The sequence below is a fragment of the Coprobacter secundus subsp. similis genome (assembly GCF_015097275.1).
GTDB classification, from domain to species: domain Bacteria; phylum Bacteroidota; class Bacteroidia; order Bacteroidales; family Coprobacteraceae; genus Coprobacter; species Coprobacter secundus.
On sequence record NZ_AP023322.1, the window covers coordinates 2021675 to 2036069 of the forward strand.

9 protein-coding genes are annotated in these 14395 nt (G+C 34.0%); 5 read left to right on the top strand and 4 right to left on the bottom strand.

Annotated elements, in window-relative coordinates; genetic code table 11:
• Nucleotides 1–78: 78 nt before the first annotated feature.
• The 3 genes from Cop2CBH44_RS08015 to Cop2CBH44_RS08025 all read right to left on the bottom strand — a co-directional run bounded on the left by Cop2CBH44_RS08015 (nt 79) and on the right by Cop2CBH44_RS08025 (nt 6920).
• On the bottom strand, nt 79–1449 hold the full coding sequence (locus Cop2CBH44_RS08015) for a T9SS type A sorting domain-containing protein (RefSeq protein WP_021932012.1): 1371 nt from the start codon (nt 1447–1449) through the stop codon (nt 79–81).
• A 131-nt stretch (nt 1450–1580) separates the two neighbouring features.
• On the bottom strand, nt 1581–3410 hold the full coding sequence (locus Cop2CBH44_RS08020) for a RagB/SusD family nutrient uptake outer membrane protein (RefSeq protein ID WP_021932011.1): 1830 nt from the start codon (nt 3408–3410) through the stop codon (nt 1581–1583).
• A 39-nt stretch (nt 3411–3449) separates the two neighbouring features.
• The gene (locus Cop2CBH44_RS08025; protein ID WP_021932010.1) at nt 3450–6920 is read right to left on the bottom strand and encodes a TonB-dependent receptor; all 3471 of its coding nucleotides are present in this window, start codon (nt 6918–6920) and stop codon (nt 3450–3452) included.
• 528 nt (nt 6921–7448) lie between these two features.
• On the opposite strand from Cop2CBH44_RS08025, the gene Cop2CBH44_RS08030 reads away from it, so the two are divergent.
• The 5 genes from Cop2CBH44_RS08030 (at nt 7449) to Cop2CBH44_RS08050 (ending at nt 13570) form a co-directional block, all read left to right on the top strand.
• Nucleotides 7449–8054: an RNA polymerase sigma-70 factor gene (locus Cop2CBH44_RS08030; RefSeq protein ID WP_200755873.1), complete on the top strand. Its 606-nt coding sequence runs from the start codon at nt 7449–7451 to the stop codon at nt 8052–8054.
• 88 nt (nt 8055–8142) lie between these two features.
• The gene (locus tag Cop2CBH44_RS08035) at nt 8143–9150 is read left to right on the top strand and encodes a FecR family protein (protein ID WP_021932006.1); all 1008 of its coding nucleotides are present in this window, start codon (nt 8143–8145) and stop codon (nt 9148–9150) included.
• Between the two features lie 124 nt (nt 9151–9274).
• Entirely contained in the window at nt 9275–10561 is a 1287-nt protein-coding gene (locus Cop2CBH44_RS08040) for a UDP-N-acetylmuramoyl-tripeptide--D-alanyl-D-alanine ligase (protein ID WP_021932005.1), read from the top strand.
• Between the two features lie 244 nt (nt 10562–10805).
• Nucleotides 10806–11981 (top strand): M24 family metallopeptidase, encoded by a 1176-nt coding sequence (locus tag Cop2CBH44_RS08045; protein ID WP_200755874.1) that lies wholly within the window; start codon nt 10806–10808, stop codon nt 11979–11981.
• Nucleotides 11982–12139: 158 nt separating this feature from the next.
• Nucleotides 12140–13570 (top strand): CCA tRNA nucleotidyltransferase, encoded by a 1431-nt coding sequence (locus Cop2CBH44_RS08050; RefSeq protein WP_021932003.1) that lies wholly within the window; start codon nt 12140–12142, stop codon nt 13568–13570.
• A gap of 175 nt (nt 13571–13745) precedes the next feature.
• Here the strand turns inward: Cop2CBH44_RS08050 and Cop2CBH44_RS08055 are convergent, their stop codons facing one another.
• Nucleotides 13746–14393 (bottom strand): MarC family protein, encoded by a 648-nt coding sequence (locus Cop2CBH44_RS08055; RefSeq protein WP_021932002.1) that lies wholly within the window; start codon nt 14391–14393, stop codon nt 13746–13748.
• Nucleotides 14394–14395 lie beyond the last annotated feature (2 nt).

The window sequence follows — 14395 nt, forward strand, 5'->3', positions numbered from 1 at the left end:
AATATTCTCTCGAATAAAAATACTCTGTAACCCTTAGATTTAGGTTACAGAGTAAAAATAAGATGCTCTTATCCGATGTTACTTTTTTATTATTTTTTTAATAAAAGTTCCCTGATCACTTTTGATATCCAATAAATAATACCCTGTAGATAAACGACTTATATCAAATACATTATCCACTACATTTTCATTCATTATCTCTTTACCTTCAAGTGTAAAAACTTTTACAGAAAAGGCTTTTGCACCATCAATCGTAATTTTATCTATTGCAGGATTTGGGAAAATATTCAAATTATTGTCACTCTTTACCATATCTACCGCAGTAGTTGTATACTCAGCAACAATCTTAACCGGTTGAGTTTTACAAATCCAACCATCAAAGAAAGAGTTTGTCATTTCACAAACCAATTCTCTCCCTATAAAAGATTCTTTAAACTGAAATCTTCCTTGTACAGCTTTATCTGGAGTCACTTCATTTCCATCCAAATCTTTCCAAACAAAAGTTGTCGGTTGATCTCTAACTACATTTTCTGATGATAAGTTAATAAACCCTCCAGCTTTAAATTCCCATGTTTCACCATCTGCTCCTAACTGATAACTCTCAGGTACAAACGGTTTCTGATTTCTATATCCATTATAGAGCCGTCCTCCTGGTATTAAAGGCATAGTCGACATACGAAAATGGCATTCATCGATATTAGTTACCCAGTCAAACAATCTATAATCTACACCGTTATCATATTTTCCATCCTCACCCAACTCTTCAGGACGCATATTATTTAATACAAAAGCATCTAATGTCGACAAATTACAACGATAAGAAGGCATCTGACGAATCTTTCCCTTGCTATCACTTAAATCTATTTGAGTCAAATTAAAATTTCTTGAAAATTGCAAATAACAATCAGTAGTCTCATTATTCATTATCAATCTCACTGTCTCAATTTTCGTATCACAACAATTTACAACCGGAGCAAGAGTCGTAAGCTCGAATCGACCTGACAAATTTTCCAATCCAGGAGTATAGGGAATCCATTTCTCTTCAACACTTTTGCCAACTTCAAATACCTCTTGTGTCCCTTCTTTATATGCACGACGAGTCCATCCCACACGGGCTGTACCTCCATAATAAGGATCACGGCTATCGAATGATACACCCCACACCGTAGTTACAAAATCAGTAGTAGGTTTATTATGAAATACCTTTCCATCTTCCCTCGCCCAAGTATTAGGATCGTCCCAATCGAATCCCACTCTATTTACATCGATTCCCAAAACTTCCAAATTACATTTTCCTTCTATGGCAGATGGTTGCTGCATGAATTTTTTCCACATAGCCACATCTTTCTCCGCAAAAGGAAACCTAAAGTCTTCAGCATAAAGAGTCGTGAAACATACAGATGCAATTACTGATAAAATTGCTCTTTTCAAATAGTTAATTGTTCTCATAGATAAAAAATTTAATGGATTCTGTTATTCTCTGCCACGAAACAATATTAATAACACCGCTCCTGACAAATTTTCACATACACTCCTGGATTAAAAAAAGTTTTTATATGGTATTTATTACTTGATTATTTTCAAAATGATAAACCATCGTTCCAACCTGGATTTTGTGTCAAATTATGATTCAATAAGCGCTCCTGTACAGGAATAGGATACAAATAATCCTTTTCCTCGTCCCACTTTCGTGGATTATCTTTGAGATCATGACAAATAATTCGTCCGCCATCTACTCCATTTTCTAACCTAAACAACTCATTTAGCTTATAAAAAAACAGAATTATAGTCGTTTCACTTATTTCATTATCAGATGGTTGCTTTCCACTATATATACAGATATCCACATAATCCTCATCCTCATACCCTATTTGTCCATCATTCATGTCATACAAACCATATCGATTTTCTCCAGTTCCTTTATCCAATGAATTAAAATACATTCCATAAAACTCTTGTTCAAATACTTTTCCTTCTTTCCAACGAATAATATCATAATAGCGATGTCCTTCACATGCCAACTCAATCGTACGTTCACGACGAATTTCCAAGATAACCCCTTTATTAGGCCCTGTTACATTTCTATAACCTGTAACCGGACTTTCTAAATACGGATCAGGATTCGAATTCGCTTGATTCATATCAATATTAGGCATCCCTACTCTATCCCGTATTTTTTTTATTGAGATATTTAAATCCTCTTGTATCAAAGTCCCCAATTCAGCCTTTGCTTCAGCATAATTCAGATATATTTCTGCTATACGAAATACGATAAAATCATTGTATGATTGCTGCCATCCGTCTCCATCAGGGCCCGCATCCCATTTTTGAATTTGATAACCACTTATTGACGCATTAAAATCTGGAGCGAGAACCGTTTTTGTTTTATCCGCAACTCTGATATGACCAGGATTTACGACAGTCTGTGTCAAGCGAGGGTCTCTATTCTGCATTTCCTCATAATATTGCATAGTTTTCCACCCCTCTTGCTCTGTAAAACGTGAACCATCTTTCATCAGATAACTATCCACAATTTTTTTTGACATACCTGCACGACCACCCGTTAAACCTCGTAAATGGAAGTTAGCATCATGATATACCTTTAATTCTTTACTATATCTTCTGGCTAAAATAACCTCATCTTCAATAGCACTAACCGAGGCAAATAAATCTCGATATGGATACGCCCCATTCTGATAAATTCTATATTGATTGGATGACATCAACTTTTCTGATGCATCTACACATTGTGTCAAATATTTTTCCCAATCTCCTAATTGGTGATATTTCCGAAAAGTTCCTTCAAACAAACATATTCTAGATTTTAAAGCTAGTGCTGTCCAATGAGTTATACGCTCCGTACTTTTGGTTGCCGGAATTTTCTTAATTGCAAATTCTAAATCTTCTAAAATTTTAGTCATAACAAATTCCCGAGAGTCTCTCGGCTTCATCAATTCAGGATCAGTCGACCCCAGTACTTTATCATACCACGGAACATCTCCAAAACGTTTTACTTTTTCAAAATAAAACCAAGCACGAAAAAAGCGAGCGATACCTTCATAATGTTCTCTTACATCTACATCTTCACACCGATATGAATATTTAAGTAAAAGATTGATATTACGCAATGAACCCCAGTCCCATCCGCCACCACTATTAGGGACAATACGTGTTCCCTGCATTTCCGGAGTCATCGTATGGTTTAAAATTACATCTGAATTTTCACCATAACCAGCTACAGCAGATGGAACAAGCCAATAAAACTGATTACTAAATGTCTGAAGCTCAGATTCATTATTAAAATAATTCTCTGGAGCAAAACTATCCAGCGGAAAACGATCTAATTTATCATCACAAGCAATAAACAAAAGCATCAGAAAAAAAATAACCGAATAATTGATTTTTCTCATGATTCTATATTTTTTAATTAATATTCTTGATTGTAAACCTTACAGTGTTATATCGATACCAAAGGAAAATGTTTTTGGAAATGGATACACCCGAGCATTTCCATCCTTCGCAAATTGTTCCGGATCTATATAATCAGAATGCAATTTTGTCCATGTCGCCAAATTATCTCCACTAAAATAAATACGTAACCTATCTACATAAATCTTCTTAGTCCATTCATTGGGTAAAGTATATCCTAATGTTACATTCTTCAACCGGCAATAAGCCAAATTTTGCAAATAACGATCATTGGGCTGTGCTAAAGACCGATTACCTTGTGCAGAATAACCTCGCAACTTCGGATAATATCCTGTAGGATTTTCCGGTGTCCAGATGTCTTTTGAAAAATCTTTTGGAATAAATGAGGCATACGGCCGAGCATAACCTCCCCAGAAAAGCATACAATCACCTCCCGGATAAATATGCTGGCGACCTATGCCTTGGAAAAAGGCCGAAAAATCTACACCATACCAACTAAATCCTACATTACCACTATAAGTATAACGAGGCAGCTTATTCCCCACTTTCTTCAAATCTCCATGATTATCTAACGTATTCAATCCATTGTCGATACAACCACTACCATCTAAATCTGCATAAGCCATATCTCCAGCCTGAAGGCCTCGATACTCCCCCTGAGCTTCTACAAAAATATTCTGACTTACCAAGGTCTGGTCAATCCTTGAGCTATATTCCTGTGCAGCCTCATCTGTCGGAAAGAGACCATCAATTTGGTAACCCCATAGCTCTCCCCATTCCATTCCTTCATAACATTGATTCAACTGTTTGTTCGGATTTTGAGTATATTTCGTAACTTTTGTCTGATTATCAGCTAAAGATATGGCTGCATAATAATTAAATTTCTTTCCCAATATGTTAATATCATCATTCCAACCCAATGTAAATTCAAAACCTTTTGTTCGTAATTCTGCTCCATTCTCTTTCGGTTCAGTTGCCCCATAAACTCCCGGCAATTTTACACCCGGCATCAGCATCCCTTTAGTATCACGACGATAAATATCTCCGGTAAAAGACAATCGACCATTAAAAAATCCTAAATCCAACCCTATATTTGTAGAATATACACTTTCCCAAGTCAATGACCCAGACAATGGATTACCAGATGATGTATAGGACGCTATCCCTCCGTCCAATATGTAATTGTCCATAGGAAATACTTTCATGGTCTGAACATATGGATAGTATTCATCTATTTTCTGATTACCCAACACACCATAAGAACCTCGAATCTTCAGATTGGATATAACTCCTTTCACCGATTCAAAAAATGATTCTTCACTAGCTCGCCAACCTAAAGAAACTGAAGGAAACCAACCAGCCCTGTCTTTCCGAGGGAAACGAGATGTCGCATCCCGTCGAATGTTGAACTCCGCCAAATATTTACCTTTATAATCATATCCTAGCCGTCCAAAAAAACCTAATAACGCATATTCTCTTTGTCCTGCATCATTCTCCCCTCCTAATGTTACTTTCGTATTATCTCCCAAATTAAAATCGTTAAGAACATCCGATTGAATATTCAGCTTGGTAGCATATATCCTTTTGCGATAATAACTTTCATAATTAGCTCCGACTACAGCCCGAATATGATGCCCCCCAAACGAATTTTCATAATTTGCAAAAACATCCACGGTATGCAAATAGTCAGTATGAATAGTTTGTCTCAATTTATTTTTGAATAAATCGTTATCCGCAATCTCAACTTTACCCGGAACTCGGGAATATTGCCCCACTACTGTTCGAGTTACCATATCCTGATTATAATAACGATAACTATAATTAGCATTTAGAGTCAGTCCTTTATATAATTTTAAAGCAATATTCGCTGTATTCAAAAATGTTTTCTGCTTATTATTTCCAAAACTTTTACCTTCGCGTGCCATAAAGTGTACACCTCCAGCAGGTCCTTCCGGTGCCACTTGAGTATAAAGGACATTCGTTCCATCTGGATTTTTAGGAACATAAAAAGGCAAAGCATAAAACGTACAAAATGCAATATTATCACCCGTATTTAATCCTGGAGACCAATAATATTTTTTGGCATTCAATGAAGATGTAAAACTAAAATCCAGCCAAGATGTCACTTCTGCATTTAAACGAGCACGTAAATTATAATCTTTATGTCGATCAGGATAATCTTCACTCCTATATATTCCTCTCTGATTATAATAGCTTCCGCTAACATTATAATTTACTTTTTTATTTCCCCCCATAATAGAAATATTATGATTCCAAGTAGGGCGAGATACATCAAACAGATAATCGTACCAATCGAAATTCCCATAATACATATATTGTCCATTCTTTTCTACAACCCAAGGTCTATCAGGATGCTCTGTCACATCATATCTTCGAGCCTTTAACTGCTCCATGTCCTCTGAGTCATAAAACGTAAACTTAGCACCGTGATGAGATCTCATAAATTCATCCACCATTACTGCAGCATCATACCCTGTTGTCACAAAATCCGTACTAGTTGTTTGTTTAGAAAAACTATATCTCCCATTATAAGTAATTCGGACTTTACCTTCTTCTGCTGATTTTGTAGTCACCAAAATAACTCCAAAAGCAGCTCGCGCACCGTATATGGCTGCAGAAGAGGCATCTTTCAATACAGAGATAGATTCCACGTCTCGGGGATTAATATTATCAATAGAACCTTCTACACCGTCAATCAGCACCAATGGGGAGTCATTCCCATTAATCGAACCCGCTCCACGAATATTTATATTGGTAGTTTCACCTGGCTTTCCTGTACCGAAAGAAATATTCATGTTAGGAATAGCTCCCTGAAGAGCCTGCCCTAAGCTAGCCACAGGCCTATCCTCTAATTTATCTCCCCCAATATAACCTACAGCTCCCGTTAAATTAGCTTTTTTCTGAGATCCATAACCTATTACAACTACTTCATCCAACAACTGATGGTCTTCCTGCATTGTAATAACTATGCCTGTCTGTTTTGATACCTTAACCTTTTGTTTTTGATATCCTATATAAGAAAACTCTAACTCATCCCCCAAATTCGCATTTATTGAAAAATGCCCATCTATATCACTAACGGTACCTATCTCATCTTCCATAGATAATATACTGACACCTATTAAAGGCTGCCCCTGACTATCAATAATTTTTCCAGAAATTAAATTCAATAATTTTTTTTTGCGAGCTACAATAATATGGTCCTTTTTAATTTCAACTCGGTAATGTTGTTTTGGAAAAAGGTTATCAAGCACTTTCTCTAATGGTTGATTCTTTGCATTTATAGTAACACGCCTGTCCAAATCGACATCATCTATATGAAAAACAAAAGATTTCCCTGTTCTTTTCTCAATTTCTTTTATGATTTTTTTTACCGTTTCGGTTTTATTTATCGTAACAGTCTGAGATGACAGATATCCGATAGGACTCAATAATAAGAATAATAATAGGACGCCAAGTCGTGTTTTCATAATAAATATAAATTATAAATTATCTCTACAATACCACCCAATAAAATAAACTCTGGGAATTATTATCTCTGAATTAGTTGTAATCATCGAACTCAATACTAAAACAATAAAAGCCTTTTTTCGGGTAGTATAGACAATAGACTTTCTTTTTTTCATTATAAGACAAAATTTTAAATTTTATAATTTAATACATTGATTTATTATGATTTAAGTGAAATAAAATAGAATTATTCTAAATTTTATAATAAAATAAATTAGCAAATTATTATAAGAATATTGTACTCCTACCATTAATTAACAGAGTCAATCTAATGGAATAAAAGAAATAAATTGATCAGGAATAGTAGAAAATTTATCTTATTAATATAAATATATCGTCACATTTTATATATTTTATATTTATATTCAGAGAAAATTTTATTTCCTTTGTAAAAAGGATTGCACAATTATTTACATATAAAAACATATATAAGTAACATAAAAATTCAACAGATTATAGATATACTTCTTAACCTTATAACAACTTCCATGCTTGAAGAAATAAACACATCAAATCTTATATACTATTTACGAAAAGGCGATGAAAGAGCCATTCGATTTCTATTCGAAACTTATTATATCGAATTATGCTTATTAGCTAAAGGAATTCTTAATGATGATTTTTCTGCTCAATGTATAGTTTCCGATTTAATATACCATCTATGGGAAAACAGAGATTCTCTAAAGAAAGATATTGAACTACACTCATACATGTATAAAGCTGTAAAAAATAATTGTATCAATCAACTAAATAAAAATTATATAAAACAAGAATATTCTATCTCTGGTTTAATCAATAATAATGTAACACCTTCAGATATATATTTCATATGTAAAGATACTCCTTATACAGAATTAGAAAACAAAGAAATTCTTGTAAAAATAAGACAAGCTATAGACTCTTTACCCCAAGAATGCCGTACAATATTTGAATTAAACCGCTACGACGGACTAAAATATGAAGAGATTGCGCAAAAACAAGGTATTTCTATCAACACCGTTAAATATCATTTAAAACAAGCAATAAAAAAAATACGGGAACAATTAACTGATTATCTAACATGTTTATTAATACTATTCAACATACAATGTTAAATATTATTAAAATAAAAGAGTTAGACTACCCGAAATATAATAGTGCATATTATTATATCGGGAATATTATATTTATACCTAATTGACAGTGAAAGAAAACATAGAAGATATTATATTAGCTTTTTTAAATCACGATATTCGTCCTGATGATTTAAAAACATTAAAGATTTGGTTAGAAGAATCGACTCAAAACAAACTTATTTTTGAAGGATATCAAAATGCATGGATAAAATCTGCAGCCCTAGATTCTCATGACTTTAACAAAGAAGTAGTATATCAACAAATAATAGAACGTATTACAAAAGAAAAAAAAGAAAAAAAAGAACACTACAAAATTCTACACTTACGATATATCACCACAATAGCTGCAACGTTTCTGATAGGAATATTAATTTCATATTTTGCTCTTGAACAATATCTTAAAATAGGAGAAAAGAAGCAAGACTACGCTTATACTATTTCGGTTCCTCAAGGGTCCCATATGCAGTTAGATTTACCCGATGGATCTAAAGTTTGGTTAGAAGCTGAATCCAAACTATCATACCTGAACAATTATGGAGATCATAATCGAGAAATTTTCCTTAAAGGAGAAGCTTCTTTCGAAGTAGAAAAAGATGATAAAAAGCCATTCATTGTCAATGCAGAAGAGATAAACATCAAAGTATTAGGAACAAAATTTAACATCAAAAATTACGATAATGATAGCTCTGCTTATGTATGGTTAAAAGAAGGCTCGATTCTTCTTTCTGATGCGAACAATAAATACTCTATACAATTAAAACCAAATGAATATGCCTGTTTCAACAAAACAAACGAATCTATAGAAATCTGTAATTATCCATATATACATACAAAAGACTGGCACCATAGAACTTTAATTGTCGACAAAAAACGATTTGATGAAATAGCCAAGGAAATTAAACAAATTTATAACGTAGATATAACATTTGAAAAAAATCATTTGAAAGAACTTCGCTTTTATGGCAATTTTTCTACAGATCATTATAACGCATGGCAAATTATAGACATATTATCAACTACAAATAAATTTCATTATCGATATAATATCAATAAAAATAGTTTTGAAATCTATTGAAAAAAGGTTTAAAGCCTAACAAACAAATCTGCCGATTAACAAAAAAATATTGACTTTTTTAATGTATTCTAATTTATTATCATGAAAAATGTATATTTTCGCTATATAATAAAATAGAATATTTATGCTAATCAAAACACTATATCAAATATATAAAACTCATCCTACTATCACGACCGATAGCCGTAAATGTACACCCGGTTCCATTTTTTTCGCTTTAAAGGGTGAAAACTTTAATGGAAACCAATTTGCTACTCAAGCACTAAAAGATGGTTGTTCTTATGCTATTGTAGATGAAGCTGATTATGTTACAGATGACAAACGCATCATATTAGTAGATAATTGTTTGTCAACCCTCCAAGCTCTCGCCCACTATCATCGAAAGGCTTTGGGGTTACCTATCATCGGTATTACAGGAACTAACGGAAAAACAACAACTAAAGAACTGACAGCAGCTTGCCTTGCTCAAAAATTTAATGTATTGGCAACTGAAGGTAACCTAAATAACCATATCGGAGTCCCTTTAACTTTATTGAAGCTAACCCCTTCTCACGAAATTGCAATCATCGAAATGGGGGCCAGTCATCCCGGAGATATAAAAGAGCTGGTAGAGATTGCCGAACCCAATTACGGAATAATTACGAACGTAGGGAAAGCTCATTTACAAGGTTTCGGCTCATTTGAAGGTGTATTACAGACCAAATGTGAAATGTATGACTTTATACGAGCACATAAAGGCCATATTTTTATACAACATGAAAACCTTTATTTACAGCCTCAAAGTAATGGCATTGAAAAAACAGAATATGGGATATCTGAAAATCTCTTTATCAGTGGAAGGATTATAGACTGTTCGCCATTTCTCTTCTTCGAAATGAAACATAATAATATATCTACAAAAATTCAAACACAACTGATTGGTAGTTATAATCTCACAAACACACTTGCTGCTGCTGCAATAGCCATATACTTCGGAGTAAAGCCAGACAAAATAAAAGAGGCTATCGAAACATACATTCCACAAAACAAACGTTCTCAATTACAAAAAACAAAATATAATACACTGATTATAGATGCTTATAACGCCAATCCTACCAGCATGGGAGCTGCTCTTGACAATTTTGTTCAAATAAAAGCTAACCACAAGGCCGTTATACTCGGGAATATGGGTGAACTCGGTATTGAAAGTGAAAATGAGCATCGAAAAATAATAGGCAGACTTCAAAAAGCAAACTTTGACAAAGTTTTATTATCCGGAAACGAATTCTGCAAAATAGATAATAATTTTGAATGCTTTTCCAGCACTAACAACCTAATAGAAGAACTTAAAAAGAAACCATTAAAAGGATATACAATTTTAATAAAAGGCTCAAGAAGTACTCAATTAGAACGGTGCATCGAATGGCTATAATCTCTTTTGAAATTACAACTTGTTATTTTTTTATAGTTAATAGTCAACATAAGAAGATAAAAATTTTATTCAAAATTCACATTCAATAGAGATAACTTAACATAAATATATCCTATTCAAACTTTCTAATATTTAAAGTTTTATTATTACTTTTGCGGACAAAGATATCATTCCTAATTATAGAAACAGGAAAAATTCTTTAAAGATTTATTTTATTACTTATAAATAAAATAAGACAAAGACTATGTATACGGCTAAGTTCCTACCAGAAATAGAGCTTCGAAAAACTAAATTGCAAAATGCAATGAAGAATACCGAAGCTGATGCAATGCTGATTAGCAGCAACACTAATTTATTTTATACATCGGGACGTATTTTCAGTGGATATACTTACATTCCTGTAGAGGGGGAAATATTATTTTTTGTACGTCGACCTGTCGATCTCAAAGGTGATAACGTCATATATATACATAAACCAGAAGATATATCTTCAATAATGCATGAACGAGGAATAAATATGCCTCAAAAACTCTTATTAGAAGATGACGTTCTTACTTATAATGAAAGAGTACGGTTAGCGACAATTTTTACAAATGCCACTTTTGACAACAGCTCTCAAATTATACGGAATGTAAGGGCAATAAAGACTCCATACGAGATAGAATTAATTCGTGAATCGGCAGCCAAACATGCAAGCATGTATCATCGTATACCAGCAGAATATAAAGATGGAATGTCCGATACTGAATTTTCCATAGAATTAGAACGGCTTGCCCGCTTACACGGCTCTTTAGGCATAGTCCGTATTTTCGGCTCAAGTATGGAAATATATATGGGCAGTTTACTTTCCGGAGATAATGCTGACACTCCATCTCCATATGATTTCGCATTAGGAGGCGCAGGATTGAACAGCTCTCTCCCTATCGGGTGTAATGGAGCAATGATACGACCGGGAACAACCGTTATGGTCGATATAGGAGGTAATTTCACAGGATACATGTCTGATTTAAGCCGAGTGTTTTCTCTCGGAGAAATTCCAGAATTAGCACAAAATGCGCATCATGTAGCTTTACAAATACAAGACGCAATTATCGAGAAAGGCAAACCAGGTGTCCCTGTAGCAGAGCTATATGAATTAGCTTTGAATACCGCTAAACAAGCAGGTCTCGAAGAATATTTTATGGGACATAGGCAACATGCTGGTTTCATTGGTCACGGTGTGGGAATCGAATTAAATGAAAAACCAGTGTTGGCTCCTCGTTCAAAAGAAATCTTAGAAGAAAATATGGTCTTCGCTTTAGAACCTAAATTCGTCATACCCCATGTTGGAGCTGTCGGCATTGAGAATACACTTTTAGTTACTAAAACGGGAATAGAAAAAATAACACATTGTCCTGAAGAAATCATTCCATTAGACTGAATCGATAAAACTCTCATTATATAGTTTCTGAAGGCATATTTATCAATGATTCGAATAAATATGCCTTTTTATTATACTTATTAAAAATAATCAAACAGATTTTGTACGTCAATTAAAATCTGTACTTTTGCACCCTGAAAACAAAAGTCAGTAATATAATGCAGCCAGATAATGCTTTTTTAAAAAAACATCTTAAAAATCCTATATTTCACCTCATATCTGAAACCGCGGATGTAATGAATATGCCTTGTTACATTATAGGAGGATATGTAAGAGATATTTTTTTAAAAAGAGAATCTAAAGATATCGATATCGTCACTTTAGGTAGTGGAATTGAACTGGCTACAGCACTCACCGAAAAGTTAGGCAAAAAAGCCAATCTTTCTGTTTTCAAAAACTTCGGCACAGCTCAGGTTAAATATAAAAATTTAGAAGTAGAGTTTGTCGGTGCACGCAGAGAATCATACAACCGAGATTCTCGTAAACCTATTGTCGAAAACGGAACACTTGCTGATGACCAAAACCGACGAGACTTCACTATAAACGCTCTGGCAATATGCTTAAATCAAAGCCATTTCGGCGAGTTAACCGACCCTTTTGGCGGAATAAATGATTTAAAAGACAAAATCATACGTACTCCTCTTGACTCAGATATTACATTCAGTGACGACCCTTTACGTATGATGCGGGCCATACGCTTCGCAACTCAACTGGGATTTACAATAGAAAATAATACTTTTCAAGCTATATCCCGAAACAAAGAACGTATACACATTATATCCAAAGAACGTATAATCGATGAGCTAAATAAAATTATATCGTCAGAGCACCCGTCTACAGGATTCCTTCTTCTTGATAAATGTGGGCTTCTACCATTGATCTTTCCTGAATTAGACGCTCTTAAAGGAATAGAAACTCGTGGAGGGAGAGGGCATAAAGATAACTTTTATCATACATTAACTGTACTTGATAATCTATCGGCTCACAGCAATAATCTATGGTTGAGATGGGCTGCAATATTCCATGATATAGCCAAGCCTGTAACTAAACGTTACGATGAAAAATTAGGATGGACATTTCATAACCACAACTTCATCGGAGCGAAAATGATTCCAGGAATTTTCCGAAAAATGAAACTCCCTCTTAACGAAAAAATGAAATATGTCCAAAGATTAGTTGAACTCCATATGCGCCCCATTATTTTAGCGGAAGATATAGTTACTGACTCTGCAGTTCGCCGGTTACTATTCGATGCAGGAGATGACATAGACGACCTTATGACGTTATGTGAAGCTGACATAACTTCAAAAAATAAAGAAAAAGTCAAACGTTTTTTGGATAATTTCGCCATAGTACGCCAAAAGCTTAAAGAAATAGAAGAGAAAGATCGAATTCGAAATATGCAACCACCTATAAGTGGGGAAGAAATTATGAGAATTTTCAACTTAACTCCCTGTCGTATGGTAGGAGATATAAAAGCTTCTATTAAAGAAGCCATACTTGACGGTATTATTCCTAACGAACGTGATGCCGCTTACAAATATATGTTGGAATATGCTGAATCAATAGGGATAAAACCTATTGATTAAAAATGATAATTTACAAACAAAATATTTTCTGGATTATATATTAAAATACATCCCTTAAAATTATTCAAACATCGACACTGCATCATCCACACTCTGCAAAAATATAACTTTCCTATCTATAATAATCTCTTTCCTATTTTTACAAGAGTACGATTCATGATAACGTCTTGAAGATTTATTTCATAATTCCTTCCCGAAAAATATCTATTAATATAGGTCGTACACCACTAACAAAACATTCTACAGCAATCACCATCAAAATAAGTCCCATCAGTCTCATCATTACATTATTACCCGTCTCTCCTAAAAACCGGAAAAGCCGAGGTGATGTCCTAAGTATCCAATAAGTTATCAGAAAGACCAATGCAAGTACCCCGATCAAAACGATTTTATATATATAATTCTGAGCATCTTCCATAAGAACAATACCATTGGCTATAGCCCCCGGGCCACAAAGCATCGGTATGGCTAATGGAGTAATGGATATATCATCAACAAATGATTTCATTTCTTTCTCATTCAGCTTTATATGTGTATACTGGGCCTGAAGCATATCATAGCCAATTTTAAAAATAATAACGCCTCCTGCTATCCTGAAACCATTGGTAGAAATACCAAAAAATTGAAAAAGGAAACGGCCACATACTGTAAAAGCCAATAATATAACAAACGAAACAAGCGTAGCTTTCATTACGATTGCCTTCCTTTCCCGGTTGCTGCATCCCTCAGTCATTGACAGAAATACAGGCATAGTACCCAACGGATTTACCAATGTAAAGAAAGAAGTAAAACACAATAATGCAAAAGGCAATAAACTATCCATTA